The organism is Mesorhizobium sp. M0340, from assembly GCF_040321535.1.
In the GTDB taxonomy this organism is placed as follows: domain Bacteria; phylum Pseudomonadota; class Alphaproteobacteria; order Rhizobiales; family Rhizobiaceae; genus Mesorhizobium.
On record NZ_JAMYRR010000006.1, the window covers coordinates 14929 to 32561 of the forward strand.

Genomic DNA, 17633 nt, shown 5'->3' on the forward strand with positions numbered 1-17633 from the left:
GCATTTCAGCGGCTTAGCCTTTCATTTTGCACAATCGTCAGGACAATGGCGCCCGACTTGGAGGATTCGGAATGCGCGTTAAACGGCTGTCCATTGTTCTGATCTGCGCCTTGATGGCGTTGGCCGTCGTGCCGGCGGCCAGGCACGCGCTGGCGGAGGAGACCAAGCCAGATCCTGGTCTGTCCGACGTGCTGACCGACCTGTTGCATGGCGTCGAAGGCGAAAACGCCACCTCCGGCCCCGACAAGCGCGTGCCGTTCGGCCGCGAGGAGGTGCAGCTGTCCTTTGCGCCGCTGGTCAAGCAGACGGCGCCGGCTGTAGTCAATGTCTACGCCTCGCAGACCGCCAAGGTGGCGTCACCCTTCGACGGCGATCCGTTTTTCGAGGAGTTCTTCGGCCGCTCGCAGCCGCGCGCGCAGTCGTCGCTCGGTTCGGGGGTACTGGTCGATCCGACCGGCGTCGTGGTGACCAATTTCCATGTCGTCAAGGACGCCGACCAGGTCAAGGTCGCGACCGCCGACGGGCGCGAATTCGACAGTAAGGTGCTGCTCAAGGATGAGACGCTCGACCTCGCCGTGCTCAAGATTTCTTCCGACAAGCCGTTCCCGGTGATCGCCATCGGCGATTCCGACGCGCTCGAGGTTGGCGACCTGGTGCTGGCGATCGGCAATCCGTTCGGGGTCGGCCAGACCACCACCAGCGGCATCATTTCGGCGGTGGCGCGCAGCCATATCGGCGTCTCCGATTCCAGCTTCTTCATCCAGACCGACGCGGCCATCAATCCCGGCAATTCCGGCGGCGCGCTGGTCAACATGGGAGGGCAGCTGATCGGCATCAACACGGCGATCTACAGCCGTAGCGGCGGCTCGATCGGCATCGGCTTTGCCATCCCTTCGAACATGGTCCGCGCTTTCGCCGATGCGGCCAAGGCCGGGCTCGACTTCTTCGAGCGGCCGTATGCCGGTGCCGAGTTCGAGGCGGTGACGCCGCAGATTGCGGAATCGCTTGGCATGGACAAACCGACCGGTGCGCTGGTTTCTTCAGTCGAAGAGGCGGGACCCGCGGCCAAGGCAGGGCTCAAGCCTGGCGACGTAGTGCTGTCGCTCAACGGCAAGCCGGTCGAGAGCGTCGGGGCGCTGGACTACCGGATGGCGACGCTGTCGATTGGTACGAACGCCAGCTTCGGCGTTCTGAGCAAGGGTCAGCAGGCGACGATGGACATCGCTCTGGAACGACCGCCCGAAGGCGCCAAAGCTGCGGAACTCACATTGCGCGGCCGCAGCCCGTTTTCCGGCGCCAAGGTTGCTGAACTGTCGCCACGGCTTGCCCAACGGCTCGGTCTGCGCACCGATGTCAAAGGCGTAACCGTGGTCGACATCAACCGCGATTCGCCCGCTGCCGATTTTGGATTCCAGCCGGGCGACATCGTGCGTGAGGTCAATGGCCTGACGATCGACAAGGCGGCGACCCTGGAACAGGTAGCCCAGCAGGATACGCGCTGGTGGCGCTTTACCGTCGAGCGCGGCGGGCAGATACTGCGCCAGGTGTTGCGTTACTGAGCCCGACCGTCAGCATGATCGGGCTCCAGGCAGAAGAAGTTGCATGGCCGATCTGTTCAGTGTCGATGAACCGGAAAAGACGCCGCCCGGCAGGCCGCTGGCGGACCGTCTGCGCCCGAAGAACCTTGGCGAGGTCGTCGGCCAGGAGCACCTGACCGGACCCGACGGCGCGCTGACGCGGCTGATCGGCTCCGGCTCGCTCGGTTCGATGATTTTCTGGGGCCCGCCCGGCACCGGCAAGACAACGGTCGCACGGCTGCTTGCCGGAGAGACAAGCCTCGTCTTCGAACAGATTTCGGCCGTGTTTTCCGGCGTTGCGGACCTGAAGAAAGTGTTCGAGGCAGCTAAGCTGCGCCGCTCGAACGGCCGCCAGACACTGCTGTTCGTCGATGAGATCCATCGCTTCAACCGCGCTCAGCAGGACAGTTTTCTGCCGGTGATGGAAGACGGCACCGTCGTGCTGGTCGGCGCCACCACCGAGAACCCGTCCTTCGAGCTTAACGCCGCGCTTTTGTCGCGCGCGCGCGTGCTGGTCTTTCACTCGCTCGGCGAGGACAGCATCGCCAAGCTGCTGGCGCGGGCCGAGCAGGCAGAGGGCAGGGCGCTGCCGCTCGATGAAGACGCGCGGGCGATGCTCATCCGCATGAGCGACGGCGACGGCCGCGCGGCGCTGACGCTCGCCGAAGAGGTCTGGCGCGCAGCGAAATCAAAGGAGGTGTTCGGCGCCGAAGCTCTGCAGCGCATCGTCCAGCGCCGCGCGCCGATCTACGACAAAGGCCAGGACGGCCATTACAATTTGATCTCCGCCTTGCACAAATCGGTGCGCGGCTCCGATCCCGACGCGGCCCTCTACTATCTGGCCCGCATGTTCGACGCCGGCGAAGATCCGCTTTATCTCGGGCGCCGGTTGGTGCGCATGGCGATGGAGGATATCGGGCTAGCCGACCCGCAGGCGCTCGTCGTCGCTAACGCCGCCAAGGACGCCTACGACTATCTGGGCTCGCCCGAGGGCGAACTGGCCTTCGCCGAGGCGACCGTCTATCTCGCTACCGCGCCGAAATCCAATGCAGTCTATACCGCGTTCAAGGCCGCCACACAGGCGGCGAAGGAATTCGGTTCGCTGCTGCCGCCCAAGCACATTCTCAATGCGCCGACCAAGCTGATGAAACAGGAAGATTACGGCGCCGGCTATCGCTACGACCACGACGAGCCCGACGCTTTTTCCGGCCAGGACTATTTTCCGGAGAAGATGGGAAGGCAGACATTCTACGACCCGCCCGAGCGCGGCTTCGAGCGCGATATCAGGAAGCGGCTGGATTATTGGGCGAAGCTGCGCAGCGAGCGAGAAAAATAGCTGCCAGTCGCACAGTGGCGTGATCGCCGTTGTCTGGCGTGACAAAAAACCCTATCAAGATGCGCCTTCGGCCGGCGGACAGGCCAGAAACGTACCGACGATATTCAGAATGGAATCGCGCCTGGCGCGTGGAAAAATGACAAAAAAATCTCGCAAGACCCTTCGGAAGTTCGCCATAGCGATCCCGCTGCTGGCGCTCGGCTTTTATTTCATTCCCATCCTGATGACAATTTTCATTGTCCTCGGTCTGATCGACGTGTTGCGCAACGACAACAAGAACTGGGCCCTGTTCAGTGGTTATTTCCTCGGCAACGGCATCTTCACCTGGCTGCTTTCGCCCTTCAATCTGCTGGTCGATCTGCTGTGCTACAGAAACCGGGGTATCTGGAAACTGGACCAGTTTCCTCCGGACTATCAACGCGAGGTCAACGAGGTCCTGGACGTATTTAAGGCGCGCAAGGACGAGATCATCGCCGATATCGACGCCAATTTCGGCAGCGGCCGGCGCGGCATGTATGTCTATCAGTGGTATGGCAAGCACAAAATAGACAACGTTGCCGAATTCAACAAGGATTTCAAATATATCAAGACGATTGCCGTTTCTGTTTTCAGCGGCAGGGAATCGACTTCCTGGCACTTTGGCCCGCTCCGGCTCAGCCTGCGCATTCTCTACAACCTCATCCCGGTGAAATCGGAAGTGTTTGTCGAGTGCGGCAACGCCAAGAACTACTGGCACGAGAACCCGCTGTTCATCTTCGATGACACACTACTGCATCGCTCGGTCAACCAGTATGACGGGCGCCGCTACTGTGTGTTCATGGACATCATTCGCCCGTCGCCGTTTCCCGGTCTGATCGCGAGCCTCCTGGCCATCGTTTCGGTCAGCGTCGAGCGCATCAATGCCATGTTCTACAAAAACTGGAAGATGATCGCCTCCAGCAAGCCGAAGAAGGCCGGAGCCGCCTGACACCGTAGTGTGACCGGTGCGAGGGAGCACGATGTATGATCTGTTGCTTGTCTGCCTTGGTGGCGCGATCGGCGCAATGGCCCGCTTCTTCTTGTCCGGCTTCGTCGCCCGCCGGGTTGGCGAGACCTTTCCCTGGGGCACGATGGTGGTCAACGTCTCGGGAGCGTTTGCAATCGGTGTCGTTGCGCATGCGGTGACGCGCGACGGCATGCCCGCCATCTGGGCCTTTGCCGTCACCGGCGGCCTCGGCTGCTACACTACGGTCTCTTCCTTCAGCCTGCAGACGCTGGCACTGGCGCGCGAGGGCGAATGGCTGCGCGCCGGCGGAAATGTGCTGCTTTCGGTTTTCCTGAGCCTCGGCGGCGTGACGCTGGGCTTTGCCGCGGGAAGTCTTCTGATTGGCAGCGGGGCGCCGTGAGCGGCCCGCGGAAGCTCCGCCACGACGGGACGGAGACTGCCGCGGCCGGGCATGGCGGACGTCTCATTGGTTGGCGCAGAACCTCCGAAGCGGTTCGGCTCTATGCGACCGTGGCCGCAGGCAGCATGATCGGCGGTGTGCTGCGGGCGCTTGCCTCATCGACGAGCACTGCCCTGTGGGGCGCTGGATTTCCCTTCGGCACACTCCTCGTCAACATTGTCGGCTCATTCCTCATCGGCTTCTACGCGACATTGACGGGACCGGATGGACGCGTCTTCGCCGGTCCGCTGCAGCGCCAGTTCTTCATGGCCGGCTTCTGTGGCGGCCTGACGACCTTCTCGGCCTTCAGCCTTGAAACGCTCACCCTCGCGCAAGGCGGGAGGCTTCTGGCGGCTGGACTCAATATCGCGATCTCCGTGGTGGCCTGGCTTGCCGCCGTCTGGCTTGGCTACATCTTTGCAGTTCGCCTCAACCGGCTGAGAGGGTCCAGGCAATGAAGATACCAACGCAGGCGCAATTGCTGCGCATATTTATCGGCGAAAACGACAAGGCAGATGGCCGTCCGCTGTATGAGGTTATCGTGCTGAGGGCCCGCGAAATGCAGATCGCCGGCGCGACAGTCCTGCGCGGCGCGATGGGGTTCGGCCATTCCAGCCGGCTTCACACCACGAAGATCCTCCGCCTATCGGAGGATCTGCCCCTGGTCATCGAGATCGTCGATGACGAGGAAAAATTGGCCGCTTTCCTGCCCGTTCTTGAAACAATCATGACAAGTGGCTTGATTACGCTGGAGAAAGTTCAGGTTCTGCAATATGGAACCGACAACGAATAACCGAGTGAGATTGCGGGTGCCGGCGAATGCCGTTGCATGCCCGCAAAACGGCGATTGGAATCATGGCAGGCGTTGAACAGATCACAGTGGACGCCGGCGAGGCGGGCATGCGGCTCGACCGTTGGTTCAAGAGCCATTTCCCCGGTCTCGGTTTCGGTCATCTGCAGAAGCTGCTGCGTTCCGGCCAGATCCGCATCGACGGCGGCAGGGTGAAGGCCGATACCCGCGTCGAAGCCGGCCAGACGGTGCGTGTCCCGCCGCTCGAAGTCGACAAGAAAGGCGAAAGCCCGCTGACCGGCCATTCGATACGCAACCAGGGCGACGCCGATGTCCTGGCCAAGATGCTGATCCATGAGGACCCGAAGGTCTTCGTCTTCAACAAGCCGGCCGGCCTGGCGGTGCAAGGCGGCTCCGGGGTCACCCGCAATGTCGACGACATGCTGGAAGCCTGGCGCAACCAGAAGGGCGAGAAGCCGCGTCTGGTGCACCGGCTCGACCGCGACACGTCGGGTGTTCTGGTTGTCGCCCGTACAAGGCTCGCCGCCATGAAGCTCGCCGAAGCGTTCCGGGCGCGTGAGACGAAGAAAACCTACTGGGCGCTGGTCAAGGGTGTGCCGCCGAAGCGCGAGGACAAGATCTCGACCTGGTTGATCAAGGAACCGACGCCCGACGGCGATCGCGTGCGCATCGCCAAGCATGGCGAAAAGGGCGCCGACCACGCCGTGTCCTACTACCGTATCATCGAGCAGGCTGCACAGACGATGACCTGGCTGGAGATGGAGCCGTATACCGGCCGCACCCACCAGCTTCGTGTCCATGCCGCGCATATCGGCTGCCCGATCATCGGTGACCCCAAATATTTCGAGGCCGACACCAATTGGGATTTTCCCGGGGGCATGCAGAACCGCCTGCATCTGCACGCCCGCCGCATCGTCATCCCGCACCCCGACAAGGGGTTTGTCGACGTCACCGCGCCGATGCCGCCGCACATGCGCCAGAGCTGGAACCTGATCGGCTTCGACGACGCAAGCGCAGAGGATTAAATGAGCGAGGGCGTAAACCATGGATGAAGCGTCGCTCGTTCGTCAGTTGGTGAACTGGTTGCCATTCATCCTGATTCTCGTCGTCTGGTTCGCTTATATACGCCGCGTTGCAACCCGGCAGGGGTCGATGGCCGAAATGGGCCGTGAGAACACCGAAGCGGTAAGGCAGAATACCGAAGTGCTGAAGGCGCTGCTCGCGAAGCTGGAAAGCCAGTCCAAGCAATGACCGCAGCAACCGCAATGGACCGCCGCAGTTCCGTTGACGCTGCCGCCGCCGCCATCATGGTTGGGCTGACTTTTTCCTGGGGGCTGAACTACGTCGCCGCCAAGATCTCCTATGCCGGCTACGATCCCGTTTTCCTGTCGATCGCCCGCTCGGTGATCGGCGGCCTGTGTGTTTTCGGCTGGTGCCGCTGGCGCGGCATCGCGCTGTTCACGCCCGACAAGACCCTCGTCGCCGGCATTCTGGCAGGCGCGCTTTTCGGTCTCGAGTTCCTGTTTCTGTATGTCGGGCTCGAACACACCACCGTCGTGCGCAACACCTTGCTGGTCAACACCATGCCGTTCTGGATGCTGGTCGGCGGCCATTTCCTGCTGGGTGAAAGCATCACGGCACGCAAGCTCGTTGGTCTTCTGCTCGCTTTCGCCGGACTGGTCGCGGTGTTTTCCGACAAACTGAGCGCCAATGGCGGCGCAACATTGAGCGGCGATTTGCTCAGTCTCGGCGCCGGCATTCTGTGGGCCGTGACCAATATCGTCATCAAGCGGTCGAAGCTGGTGACGGCCAGCGCCGAAAAGCTGCTGCTCTATCAGCTGGCCGGGGCCGCCGTCGTCGGGATTTTGGTGATGCCTTTTGCCGGCCCGCCAGTCCGCAGCTTTGCAGTTCTGCCGACCTTGGCTCTGTTGTTCCAGGCCGTCTACGTCGTCGCGTTCACCTATGTTCTGTGGTTCTGGCTGCTCCGGCGCTACCCTGCATCTGGACTGTCGAGCTTCACCTTCCTGTCGCCGGTGTTCGGTGTGCTCTGCGGCGCCGTCTTCTTGAACGAGCCGTTGACAGTTCGTATCTTCCTGGCACTCGGCCTCATCGCCGCCGGTCTTATCATCGTCAACCGGCCGGCCCGAAAACAAGCCCCCGGATGAGCATGCGCGACATATTGAACGACCTCGAAGCTGGAAAGCAGCTCTCCGATCCGGACCCGGTGCGTCGCGCCCAGATCCAGATGAAGACGCAACTGCCGAAGCGCTTCTACAAGACCGTCGCAGTCGCGCCGGTCGAAGATGGTTTTGCCGTCCATCTCGATGGCAAGCCCGTCCGCACGCCGGCCAAAGCGCTGCTGGCGCTGCCGACCGAAAAGGCGGCTACTCTCGTCGCCGGCGAATTCGCCGCACAGGAGGAGACCATCGACCCGGTGACGATGCCGGTGATGCGTCTGGTCAATACGGCAATCGATGGCGTCGCCAGTGATCCCCAGGCGGTGCTGGAGGACATCCTGCGCTTCGCCTCATCCGATCTGCTCTGCTACCGCGCCGATGCGCCCCAAGGACTAGTCGACCGGCAGAACGAGCATTGGGACCCGGTCATCGACTGGGTGCGCAGCGCACTCGGCGCCCGGTTCCATCTCGCCGAAGGCGTGATCCATGTCGAACAGCCGCGCGAGAGTATCGCGCTGCTCGGCCAGCATCTTGCCCAACGTGCCGATCCGCTGCGCCTTGCCGCCATTCACGTCATGACCTCGCTGACCGGATCGGCGCTGCTGGCGATCGCCGTCGACTTCGGCGAGCTCGACGGCGAGGCGGCCTGGGCTGCCGGTCATGTCGACGAGGACTGGCAGGCCGAGCAATGGGGCCATGATGCAGAGGCGCTCGCGCGCCGTGCTGCCCGCAAGCGCGACATGATGGCCGCAGTCAAGCTGCTCGAAGCTCTCAAAGGCTGACGGCACCGCCCGCTATTTCGCACTGCACATTAGACCAAAGTCATAATCCCAAAGGCGGTCTGCCTCTGGGCACTGCTTTCTGTCATTTTTTGCACCGGTGGCTGCACTGAGTCTGCGTTGCGAGGAAACGCGGACGATGACGCGCAGCATCGAGGGCTGACGGAATCACACGGGAGGATACGCTCATGGCAATGGCATCGACCGCCGGCAAAACAAGCCGCGGCATGACACGCGAGGAGAAGAAGGTCATCTTCGCTTCTTCGCTCGGCACCGTTTTCGAATGGTACGATTTTTATCTCTACGGCTCGCTGGCAGTATTCATTGGTTCGACTTTTTTCAGTCCAACCATTCCGGAAGCGACGCGCAATATTTTCGCGCTGCTGGCGTTTGCCGCTGGCTTCCTCGTGCGCCCGTTCGGCGCATTGCTGTTCGGCCGCATCGGCGACCTTGTCGGCCGTAAATACACTTTCCTTGTCACCATGACGATCATGGGCCTGTCGACCTTCCTGGTCGGCTTGCTGCCTGGCTATGCGACTTTGGGCATCGCCGCTCCCGTGATCCTGATCATCTTGCGCATGTTGCAGGGCCTGGCGCTCGGCGGCGAGTATGGCGGTGCCGCGACCTATGTCGCCGAGCACGCACCTGACGATCGCCGCGGCTACTACACGTCGTGGATACAGACGACGGCAACGCTCGGCCTGTTCCTGTCGCTGGTCGTCATTCTGATCGTCCAGGGGTCGATGGCCAAGGAAACCTACGCCGCCTGGGGCTGGCGCATTCCGTTCATCGTTTCTTTTCTGCTCCTCGGGATTTCGATATGGATCCGACTGTCGCTTTCTGAATCGCCGACCTTCCAGCGCATGAAGGACGAAGGCAAAGGCTCCAAGGCGCCGCTGTCGGAAGCCTTCGGCCAGTGGAAGAACGCAAAGATTGCCCTGCTGGCACTGCTCGGCCTCACAGCAGGCCAGGCCGTAGTCTGGTACAATGGCCAGTTCTACGCGCTGTTCTTCCTGACCAACGTGCTCAAGGTCGACGCGCAGTCGGTCAACATCATGATCGCAATCGCGCTAGCAGTCGGCTCCATCTTTTTCGTCGTGTTCGGCTGGCTCTCCGACAAGATCGGCCGCAAGCCGATCATCATGGCCGGCCTTGCGCTGGCGATCGTCTGCACCTTCCCGTTGTTCAAGGCGCTGACCTGGGCAGCCAATCCGGCGCTCGCCACAGCGCAGCAGAACACACGCGCGACGGTGACCGCGGCACCGGGAGACTGCAAGTTCCAGTTCAACCCGGTGGGCACTGCAAAGTTCACGACCTCGTGCGATATCGCCACGTCGTTCCTGACCAAGAACTCGGTGCCTTACGACGTGGTATCGACTGCGGCGCCTGGTACAGCCGCGTCGGTCAAAATCGGCAACGAGACGGTCGAGTCTTATGACGCCACGGCCGCCGGCGATCAGGCCAAGGCCAAGGATGCAGCTTTCGCCAAGGCGGTCTACACGGCACTTCGGGATGGCGGCTACCCGCTGAAGCGGGCAGCCGCCAAGGTGCCGGACCAGAAGCTCGAGGCCTTTATTGCGGCCAATCCTGAGCTGAAGCTCGATGCCGCGGCAATCCGCGCCGGCGACAAGGCTACCGTTCCGACTGACCAGGCGATCAAGGACAAGCTGCTGACTGCCGACGAGGCTGCGGGAGCCCCCGAGGTCACTGTCTACACCGTACCCGGCGGCGGTCCCTTCGCCATGTTTGCCGACCCTGCAGCGGTCAACTGGCCGATGACGATCGCCATCCTGTTCATCCTCGTGGTCTTCGTCACGATGGTGTACGGGCCGATCGCCGCGATCCTGGTCGAGATGTTCCCGACCCGCATCCGCTACACCGGCATGTCGCTGCCCTATCACATCGGCAATGGCTGGTTCGGCGGGCTGCTGCCGGCGACGGTGTTCGCGCTCAGCGCCTACAAGGGCGATATCTACTACGGTCTCTGGTACCCAGTGGTGATCGCGGCGATGTCGCTGATCATCGGCATGATCTTTATCAGGGACACGCTCGGAACGGACCTGCACACCAAACAGTAGCCGGCCCGTCCCGGTTCAAAGCAAAGCCCGGCGCGAGCGATCGCGCCGGGCTTTTTCAATTTATCGAGTGCAGGGCTTAGCTCTTCCGATCCTGTTTCGCTTCCTCGATCGCTGCCTCATGATACCAGGCACTTCCGAAATCCGTTCGGTTGCGCAAAGAAGCAAGTTCTGCCGCGAACTTAGCCTTTCCGCTTAAATTTGAGGCAGAGGCGCGCGCTGCCACCGGGAACATCAGGATTTTGGCCGACTGACGAGTGGAAGTGATTTCCATTGTCGGTTTCCTTTCTTCGACAGAACCTTGCCGATTCAACCTTTCCCCAACATAGGTTCAGCAACCGAATTAGGCAACATGATTACGAAAAGATCAGTACGTGCACATTATTTGTGCAAAATGTGCTTGTGGATGATCCGAGCGCAGCATGACGGCGGACCAGCGATTTTGGGCGGATAGAACCTCACTTTTGCCGCATCCGTCGCCGGCGAGAATGGCACACGAATTGCATTTTAGTAATCCGGCAGGTCGGCTGCTGGATAGGCCGGCTCGCCCCGGCGCCATCCAGGGTTCGGTGATCAAGCAACGAGAGGCTAGAATGACGAAATACAAGCTCGAGTACATTTGGCTCGATGGATACACCCCGGTTCCCAACCTCCGCGGAAAGACGCAGGTCAAGGACTACGCCGAGTTTCCGACGCTCGACCAGCTTCCGCTGTGGGGCTTCGACGGTTCTTCGACCATGCAGGCCGAGGGCCACAGCTCCGACTGCGTTTTGAAGCCGGTCGCCGTCTATCCGGATCCCGCCCGCACCAATGGCGCGCTCGTCATGTGCGAGGTCATGATGCCGGACGGCGTGACGCCGCACGCGTCCAACAAACGCGCCACCATTCTCGACGACGAGGGCGCCTGGTTCGGCTTCGAGCAGGAATATTTCTTCTACAAGGACGGCCGTCCGCTCGGCTTCCCCGAGAGTGGCTATCCGGCGCCGCAAGGCCCGTACTACACTGGCGTCGGCTACAGCAATGTCGGCTCCGTCGCCAGGCAGATCGTCGAGGAGCATCTCGACCTTTGCCTTGCCGCCGGCATCAATCATGAAGGCATCAACGCCGAGGTAGCCAAAGGCCAGTGGGAATTCCAGATCTTTGGCAAGGGCTCCAAGAAGGCCGCCGACCAGATGTGGATGGCGCGCTATTTGTTGCAGCGCCTGACCGAGAAGTACGGCATCGACATCGAATACCACTGCAAGCCGCTCGGCGACACCGATTGGAACGGCTCCGGCATGCATGCCAACTTCTCGACCGCCTATATGCGCGAAGTCGGCGGCAAGACCTATTTCGAGGCGCTGATGGCAGCCTTCGACAAAAACCTGATGGATCACATCGCCGTCTATGGGCCGGACAACGACAAGCGTTTGACCGGCAAGCACGAGACCGCGCCCTGGAACAGGTTCAGCTACGGCATCGCCGACCGCGGCGCTTCGATCCGCGTGCCGCATTCCTTTATCAACAACGGCTACAAGGGCTATCTCGAGGATCGCCGTCCGAACTCGCAGGGCGACCCCTACCAGATCGCTTCGCAGATATTGAAGACGATCGCCTCCGTCCCGACCAGCGCCGAGGTTTCGGCGGCGGCTTGAGAATGCGTTCACGGCGCGGACCTCGAGTGTCTGCGCCGTGACTTTCTTTCCCATCGCATTGCATAAAAAACCCCGGCGTCTCCGCCGGGGTTTTTCTACGTGACTATGAGGTTCGGGATCACACCGAATAATACATATCGTATTCGACCGGATGCGGCGTCATTTCGAAGCGCATCACCTCGGCCATCTTGAGCTCGATATAGCTGTCGATCTGGTCGTCGTCGAAGACGCCGCCGGCCTTCAGGAAGCCGCGGTCCTTGTCGAGGCTCTGCAGGGCTTCGCGCAGCGACCCGCAGACGGTCGGGATCTTCTTCAATTCCTTCGGCGGCAGGTCGTAGAGATCCTTGTCCATCGGCTGTCCCGGGTGGATCTTGTTCTTGATGCCGTCGAGGCCGGCCATCAGCATGGCGGCAAAGGCGAGATAGGGGTTGGCACCAGGATCGGGGAAGCGGACCTCGACGCGCTTGGATTTCGGCGACGAGCCGAACGGAATGCGGCACGAGGCCGAGCGGTTGCGTGCCGAATAGGCGAGCAGCACCGGCGCTTCATAGCCCGGAACCAGGCGCTTGTAGGAATTGGTCAGCGGGTTGGTGAAGGCGTTGATCGCCTTCGCATGCTTGATGATGCCACCGATGTAGAACAGGCAGCTCTCGGACAGGCCGGCATATTCGTTGCCGGCGAAAGTCGGCTTGCCTTCCTTCCAGATCGACTGGTGGACATGCATGCCCGAGCCATTGTCGCCGAACACCGGCTTCGGCATGAAAGTGGCCGTCTTCCCATAGGCGTTGGCGACCTGGTGCACGACATATTTGTAGATCAGCATCTTATCGGCGTTGCGGACCAGCGTGTCGAACTTGATGCCGAGCTCGTGCTGCGCGGCGGCCACTTCGTGATGGTGCTTTTCAACGCGCACGCCCATTTCCGCGAGCACGGTGAGCATTTCCGAACGCATGTCTTGTGCCGAATCGATCGGCGGCACCGGGAAATAGCCGCCCTTGATGCGCGGCCGGTGACCGAGATTGCCGGTCTCATAGTCGGTGTCGTCATTGGACGGCAGTTCAGTGGAATCCAGCCTGAAGCCGGTGTTGTAGGGATCGGCCTTGTACTTGACGTCGTCGAACACGAAGAACTCGGCTTCAGGACCGACGAAGATCTGGTCGCCGATGCCTTCCGCCTTCATGTAGGCCTCGGCCTTCTTGGCGGTGCCGCGGGGGTCGCGGTTGTAGGATTCTCCCGAGATCGGATCGAGAATGTCGCACAGGATGACCATGGTCGACTGGGCGAAGAACGGGTCCATATGCACCGTATCTGCATCGGGCATCAGCACCATGTCGGACTCGTTGATCGCCTTCCAGCCGGCGATCGAGGAACCGTCGAACATGACGCCATCGGCAAACATGTCTTCCTCGACCTCGACGACATCCATCGTTACGTGCTGCAGTTTGCCCTTCGGATCGGTGAAGCGCAGATCAACGAACTTCACGTCGTTGTCTTTGATCTGCTTCATGATGTCTTTGGCTGTCGTCATGTCCCTGCTTCCCTATGTGATGACGTTTGAACGTGGCCTTTTAACGGGAAAATTCAGACGGCGTCCATGCCGGTTTCGCCGGTGCGGATGCGCACCACTTCCTCGATGTTCGAGACGAAGATCTTGCCGTCGCCGATACGGCCGGTCTGGGCCGCCTTGCGGATAGCTTCGATCGCGGCTTCGACCGCATCGTCGCCGAGCACGACCTCGATTTTCACCTTTGGCAGGAAGTCGACGACATATTCGGCGCCGCGATAAAGCTCGGTATGGCCCTTCTGGCGGCCAAAGCCCTTGGCTTCGGTCACGGTGATGCCTTGCAGCCCGGCCTCCTGAAGCGCTTCTTTCACTTCGTCTAGCTTGAACGGCTTGATGATCGCTTCGATCTTTTTCATGTAAAAAGTGGCCTCCACTGCCAAAAAAGACGGGTTGTGAGCCCCGCTTGCGCCTCGATCAAGCACGAACTGTGCCAATTGATGGGGCGTCGAGCAGCCTCACTTGATTTGGATACCATGCCGCGCAGGAATGTACATTCGCATCATTCGCTGCGTCGGATGCGCCATGAACGCCGCGAGCCTACACACCGCCGATCCTGCCGTCCGCACAAAAATTGGGCAGATCGGATATTTCATGAGCAGCTGCGCGCCGTCGTCCCGAACGAGATGCGCCGCCAAATTTGCTTGGGGACCTTCGTTGTTTGCGTCGGATCAAAAACTGGACAATGCTTGGGGAAATGATGTGCATGTCGCCTGATATTTCATGAGCAACGAACTTTTGTTTCCCTCCGAAATGGCCGAGGCCGACCGGCTGGCGATTGCCGCCGGTCCATTCGACGGTATTGGCCTGATGCGCAATGCCGGCGCCGCGGTTGCCGCCGTAGTGCTCAAGCGCTACCCGGCGGCTACACGCGTCCACGTGCTTTGCGGCCCCGGTAACAATGGCGGCGACGGCTATGTCGTGGCCCGCATCCTTCGGGAGAGCGCCGTCGATGTCTCTGTGTGGGCGTCCGGATCGCCCCAAGGCGGCCGTGATGCGGCACTCGCTGCCTCGGAATGCCCGGTTGAAGCTCGGCCGCTGTCGGATTTCGTTGCCGAGGTGGGCTCCGTCGTGGTTGACGCGCTCTATGGGGCGGGGCTGTCCAAGCCGCTGTCCGGCGACGCCGCCAAGGTGATCGACATTGCGGCCGAATTGAACTTGCCGGTTGTGGCGGTCGACCTGCCGTCGGGCGTTTCAGGGGAGAGCGGCAATGTGTTAGGAAAGGCCTTCCGGGCCCGGACCACGGTGACCTTCGCGCGAAAAAAGCCAGGCCATCTGCTGTTGCCGGGGCGCGAGCTGTGCGGCGATATCGAGCTCGCCGATATCGGCATAGACAACAGCATCGTTGCGCAGCTTCAACCGCGAACATTCGAGAACATTCCGGCGCTCTGGCTTGACCGCCTTCCGGTTCCGGCGGTCGACGCCCATAAGTACAAGCGCGGCCATGTTGGCGTCTTTTCCGGCGGACCGTCGGCGACGGGTGCTGCGCGGCTGTCGGCGCTTGCCGCGGCCCGGAGCGGGGCAGGGGCCGTCACCTTGCTGTCGCCGGCGAACGCCATGCAGGTGAACGCGGCGCATCTGACCTCGGTCATGCTGCACAAGATAGACACTATCGCGGATGTGGACGAATTCGTCGGCAGCCGCCGCCCATCGGCCTTCGTGCTTGGCCCGGGATTTGGCATCGGGGAGAAAACGCGCGATTTTGCCCTGGTCGTACTTGGCAACGCCCATGGGCAGGGCAGCGGGATCGACGGGCTGGTGCTCGACGCCGACGGCATCACCTCGTTTCGCGACACGCCGGATGCCCTGTTCGAAGCCGCCCGTCGACCGAAAACGCCGGCTCTGGTGATGACGCCGCATGAGGGCGAGTTCGCCAAGCTTTTTCCCGATGTCGCCGGGCACCACGATTTGTCCAAGCTCGCCAAAGCCCGCGCCGCCGCTAAGCGTGCCAGTGCTATCCTCGTCTACAAGGGCGCCGACACAGTGATCGCGGCCCCCAATGGCCGGGCAGCGATCAACAGCAATGGTGCCTCATGGCTGGCTACCGCCGGTTCGGGCGATGTGCTGTCGGGCATCATCGCCGGGTTGCTGGCTCAGGGCATGCCAGCCTTCGAAGCGGCCTGTGCGGCAGTCTGGATCCATGCCGAGACCGGCACCCGTTTCGGACCGGGGCTGATCGCCGAGGACCTGCCGCTGGCGCTGGTGGCGGTGCTGCGCGAACTCGTTGAAAGCCGCGGGATGGCTGCCGAATGAACCGCCTGATTGCGCTGCTCCTTGCGATCATTAGTGCCATGTCCATGGTACAGGCCGCGAACGCCGAAACTCCGCTAACCATCGTCGACGACCCGGCCGTTCTCGCCGAGCTTGACAGCAAGGGCTATGGTTTCGCCGGCATTTTCGGCGTCGATGGCAAGGGCGATTTGAAGACTCTCTACGACAAGGCGCCGGCCTATCATGCGATCGTCGAAACGATTGCAAGCGACGTCGCAGCATTGCGGGCCGAGATGAAGGCCGGCAGCCGGCCGCTTTACGAGGTGACCGACGGCAATGTCGGCCGTGTCATGGACATGCGCTGGCTGAGGACCGATGCCGCGCGCTTCCGTCTCGTCGGCATAGTCAACCGGCTCGATCGGCGCGACTTCGCCGCGCTGCAAGGCGACACGAGTTGCGGCGAAGTGCGCTTCATCTATCGCCTCGCCTACAGCTTCAAGAAGAACGGCAAGGTTTTGGCCTCGCGCCTGCCGTTCAATTTCAGTGCCATCTACAATGTCGCGCCGGATGCCGATGGCGGTTGTGTCGGCGTCGCCGGACGCTGGGCACCACAACTCGACGAGAGCGTCGATGCCGGCTGGCTGATCGGCGGGCCGCTGGAAAGAGCGGCGCTCACCTTCAAGCAGCTCGAGCTCAATGCGCAAGTGGTCCGCTTCCCCTCCGGCCAGGAGACCGAATTCGGCGGACAGGCCGCCTATCTCATGCGCATTTTCGGCATCGACGGGGGGGCTGTCAGTGAAAGACCGCTGGAAAACACGCCCGACACGGCACGTCTCGCCGACGACGCTGCGCTGAAAGCAAGACTTGCCGACTATGTCCGCACCAATGTCGCGGCAATCGACCTCGGCGTCTACCAAATCCCCGATAAATTCTTGGCAAAGAAGGTAGTCTCGTGGTCGACTTTCGGCAGCGCAAGGCAGGCCAACCACCCGTTCACGCCACTGTTCCAGCCCGCGGATTTAGCCGGGCTCGATTATTCCAAGCGGAAGCTGGTGCGCACGCCAGAGGCATTGGTCGAGCGGCTGGACAATGGCGCCTGCCAAGGCTGCCATCAGGCGGGTTCGACCGCCGGGTTCCACTTTATCGGCCTGGATGACAAGACGACCTCGCCGCTCAACCGCATCGAGGTCGGTATCTCACCGCATCTCCACGCCGACATCCCGCGCCGCGTCGCCTGGCTGCACGCGACTGCGAGGGGCAAGGAACCGAACCGCTTCCGCCCGCTGTCCTTCGCGCCGCCGGCGACATGGAACGATGCCGGCGAAATTGCCTATTCGCCGGCCGAAATGGCGATGCCGTGCTTCATGCCAGAAGATGCAGCCCGCTTCGGCGCGACTTGGCAATGCGGCGGCGGCACCGTCTGCACGCCGCTAGCGACCGCGTCCGGCGTGCGCACCAAGCTGGCGCAATGTCTGTTGCCCAAGGACAGCGAAAACATATTCTCCGGCCATCCGTGCCTGACCGGCTCGATCACCAGCAACCCGGCGCAACCTTTCAATGACCGCTATATCATCACCGGCCAGTTCGCGGCGTTCGCGCCAGGCATTTCGCGTACCGGCTACACCTGCCGACCGCCGAAGATCGGCGTGCCGGCGGGTATCGCTTATCGCGGCTGCGACGATCGGGATCGCAGCTTTGCCGCCTTCAAACCGGGCAAGCCGATGCCGAACGAGATTTGCGGATTGGTCGGCGGCAAAAAATTCGACACCTGCGTGGCGACCAATAATTTCGACCAGTGCCTGGGCGGCGCTGTCAATCGCGGTAATCGTCCCGCCTGCGCGGCCGACCATTTCTGTCGCGAGGATTACATGTGCCAGTCGCTGCCGCCCGATACGCCGGCCATCGGCAAGGTGAAAGGCATCGGCTTCTGCTCGCCGACCTATTTCATCTTCCAGATGCGCATCGACAATCACGCCACGCCGTGGTCGGGCGCTGTCAGCGCGACGATGGGAGCCGGGTTCGGAGCGACGGAAGCGGAATAGGCCGAC

Annotated in this window: 17 protein-coding genes; 14 read left to right on the plus strand and 3 right to left on the minus strand. The window is 61.8% G+C overall.

All coding sequences use genetic code 11. The features are described 5' to 3' along the window. Positions 1–71: 71 nt before the first annotated feature. From NKI79_RS10770 to NKI79_RS10820, 11 genes are all read left to right on the plus strand, one after another. A complete protein-coding gene (locus tag NKI79_RS10770; RefSeq protein ID WP_352478789.1) occupies positions 72–1559 on the plus strand; it encodes a DegQ family serine endoprotease in 1488 nt (495 codons plus the stop codon). 43 nt (positions 1560–1602) lie between these two features. Then, complete coding sequence (locus tag NKI79_RS10775) at positions 1603–2913, plus strand: replication-associated recombination protein A (protein ID WP_352478791.1); 1311 nt, start codon at positions 1603–1605, stop codon at positions 2911–2913. A gap of 136 nt (positions 2914–3049) precedes the next feature. Then, the gene (locus tag NKI79_RS10780) at positions 3050–3880 is read left to right on the plus strand and encodes an aspartyl/asparaginyl beta-hydroxylase domain-containing protein (protein WP_352478793.1); all 831 of its coding nucleotides are present in this window, start codon (positions 3050–3052) and stop codon (positions 3878–3880) included. A gap of 31 nt (positions 3881–3911) precedes the next feature. Then, the gene (crcB, locus tag NKI79_RS10785; RefSeq protein ID WP_352478794.1) at positions 3912–4298 is read left to right on the plus strand and encodes a fluoride efflux transporter CrcB; all 387 of its coding nucleotides are present in this window, start codon (positions 3912–3914) and stop codon (positions 4296–4298) included. 125 nt (positions 4299–4423) lie between these two features. Beyond that, positions 4424–4795: a CrcB family protein gene (locus tag NKI79_RS10790; RefSeq protein ID WP_352801814.1), complete on the plus strand. Its 372-nt coding sequence runs from the start codon at positions 4424–4426 to the stop codon at positions 4793–4795. Beyond that, on the plus strand, positions 4792–5130 hold the full coding sequence (locus NKI79_RS10795; RefSeq protein ID WP_254817158.1) for a DUF190 domain-containing protein: 339 nt from the start codon (positions 4792–4794) through the stop codon (positions 5128–5130). The genes NKI79_RS10790 and NKI79_RS10795 overlap by 4 nt, the downstream gene beginning before the upstream one ends. Before the next feature lie 62 nt (positions 5131–5192). Continuing rightward, positions 5193–6173 (plus strand): RluA family pseudouridine synthase, encoded by a 981-nt coding sequence (locus NKI79_RS10800; protein ID WP_352801477.1) that lies wholly within the window; start codon positions 5193–5195, stop codon positions 6171–6173. A gap of 19 nt (positions 6174–6192) precedes the next feature. Next, entirely contained in the window at positions 6193–6399 is a 207-nt protein-coding gene (locus NKI79_RS10805; protein WP_352801479.1) for a hypothetical protein, read from the plus strand. Continuing rightward, positions 6396–7313 (plus strand): DMT family transporter, encoded by a 918-nt coding sequence (locus tag NKI79_RS10810; protein ID WP_352645829.1) that lies wholly within the window; start codon positions 6396–6398, stop codon positions 7311–7313. Before NKI79_RS10805 ends, NKI79_RS10810 begins: the two co-directional genes overlap by 4 nt. A gap of 2 nt (positions 7314–7315) precedes the next feature. Further along, positions 7316–8107: an ATP12 family chaperone protein gene (locus tag NKI79_RS10815; protein WP_352801816.1), complete on the plus strand. Its 792-nt coding sequence runs from the start codon at positions 7316–7318 to the stop codon at positions 8105–8107. Between the two features lie 185 nt (positions 8108–8292). After that, complete coding sequence (locus NKI79_RS10820) at positions 8293–10182, plus strand: MFS transporter (protein WP_352478803.1); 1890 nt, start codon at positions 8293–8295, stop codon at positions 10180–10182. A gap of 76 nt (positions 10183–10258) precedes the next feature. Here the strand turns inward: NKI79_RS10820 and NKI79_RS10825 are convergent, their stop codons facing one another. Continuing rightward, the gene (locus NKI79_RS10825) at positions 10259–10453 is read right to left on the minus strand and encodes a DUF2735 domain-containing protein (protein ID WP_292660390.1); all 195 of its coding nucleotides are present in this window, start codon (positions 10451–10453) and stop codon (positions 10259–10261) included. A 319-nt stretch (positions 10454–10772) separates the two neighbouring features. Here NKI79_RS10825 and NKI79_RS10830 point away from each other — a divergent pair, with 319 nt between their 5' ends. Then, positions 10773–11813: a glutamine synthetase beta-grasp domain-containing protein gene (locus NKI79_RS10830; protein ID WP_352478804.1), complete on the plus strand. Its 1041-nt coding sequence runs from the start codon at positions 10773–10775 to the stop codon at positions 11811–11813. Positions 11814–11931: 118 nt separating this feature from the next. Here the strand turns inward: NKI79_RS10830 and glnA are convergent, their stop codons facing one another. Beyond that, positions 11932–13341: a type I glutamate--ammonia ligase gene (gene glnA / locus NKI79_RS10835; RefSeq protein WP_254817166.1), complete on the minus strand. Its 1410-nt coding sequence runs from the start codon at positions 13339–13341 to the stop codon at positions 11932–11934. A gap of 53 nt (positions 13342–13394) precedes the next feature. Continuing rightward, complete coding sequence (locus NKI79_RS10840) at positions 13395–13733, minus strand: P-II family nitrogen regulator (RefSeq protein WP_019857988.1); 339 nt, start codon at positions 13731–13733, stop codon at positions 13395–13397. 364 nt (positions 13734–14097) lie between these two features. Here NKI79_RS10840 and NKI79_RS10845 point away from each other — a divergent pair, with 364 nt between their 5' ends. Then, positions 14098–15627 carry an NAD(P)H-hydrate dehydratase gene (locus NKI79_RS10845; protein WP_352801481.1) on the plus strand — a complete coding sequence of 510 codons (1530 nt, stop codon included), beginning with the start codon at positions 14098–14100 and terminating at the stop codon, positions 15625–15627. Continuing rightward, entirely contained in the window at positions 15624–17627 is a 2004-nt protein-coding gene (locus NKI79_RS10850; RefSeq protein WP_352801483.1) for a hypothetical protein, read from the plus strand. Before NKI79_RS10845 ends, NKI79_RS10850 begins: the two co-directional genes overlap by 4 nt. Positions 17628–17633: the final 6 nt, after the last annotated feature.

Excerpts from the sequence above, each read along its gene's own strand:
- NKI79_RS10770 (WP_352478789.1), top strand. The coding sequence starts at position 72 with ATGCGCGTTAAACGGCTGTCCATTGTTCTGATCTGCGCCTTGATGGCG.
- NKI79_RS10775 (WP_352478791.1), top strand. The coding sequence starts at position 1,603 with ATGGCCGATCTGTTCAGTGTCGATGAACCGGAAAAGACGCCGCCCGGC.
- NKI79_RS10780 (WP_352478793.1), top strand. The coding sequence starts at position 3,050 with ATGACAAAAAAATCTCGCAAGACCCTTCGGAAGTTCGCCATAGCGATC.
- crcB (WP_352478794.1), top strand. The coding sequence starts at position 3,912 with ATGTATGATCTGTTGCTTGTCTGCCTTGGTGGCGCGATCGGCGCAATG.
- NKI79_RS10790 (WP_352801814.1), top strand. The coding sequence starts at position 4,424 with ATGATCGGCGGTGTGCTGCGGGCGCTTGCCTCATCGACGAGCACTGCC.
- NKI79_RS10795 (WP_254817158.1), top strand. The coding sequence starts at position 4,792 with ATGAAGATACCAACGCAGGCGCAATTGCTGCGCATATTTATCGGCGAA.
- NKI79_RS10800 (WP_352801477.1), top strand. The coding sequence starts at position 5,193 with ATGGCAGGCGTTGAACAGATCACAGTGGACGCCGGCGAGGCGGGCATG.
- NKI79_RS10805 (WP_352801479.1), top strand. The coding sequence starts at position 6,193 with ATGGATGAAGCGTCGCTCGTTCGTCAGTTGGTGAACTGGTTGCCATTC.
- NKI79_RS10810 (WP_352645829.1), top strand. The coding sequence starts at position 6,396 with ATGACCGCAGCAACCGCAATGGACCGCCGCAGTTCCGTTGACGCTGCC.
- NKI79_RS10815 (WP_352801816.1), top strand. The coding sequence starts at position 7,316 with ATGCGCGACATATTGAACGACCTCGAAGCTGGAAAGCAGCTCTCCGAT.
- NKI79_RS10820 (WP_352478803.1), top strand. The coding sequence starts at position 8,293 with ATGGCAATGGCATCGACCGCCGGCAAAACAAGCCGCGGCATGACACGC.
- NKI79_RS10825 (WP_292660390.1), bottom strand. The coding sequence starts at position 10,453 with ATGGAAATCACTTCCACTCGTCAGTCGGCCAAAATCCTGATGTTCCCG.
- NKI79_RS10830 (WP_352478804.1), top strand. The coding sequence starts at position 10,773 with ATGACGAAATACAAGCTCGAGTACATTTGGCTCGATGGATACACCCCG.
- glnA (WP_254817166.1), bottom strand. The coding sequence starts at position 13,341 with ATGACGACAGCCAAAGACATCATGAAGCAGATCAAAGACAACGACGTG.
- NKI79_RS10840 (WP_019857988.1), bottom strand. The coding sequence starts at position 13,733 with ATGAAAAAGATCGAAGCGATCATCAAGCCGTTCAAGCTAGACGAAGTG.
- NKI79_RS10845 (WP_352801481.1), top strand. The coding sequence starts at position 14,098 with ATGAGCAACGAACTTTTGTTTCCCTCCGAAATGGCCGAGGCCGACCGG.
- NKI79_RS10850 (WP_352801483.1), top strand. The coding sequence starts at position 15,624 with ATGAACCGCCTGATTGCGCTGCTCCTTGCGATCATTAGTGCCATGTCC.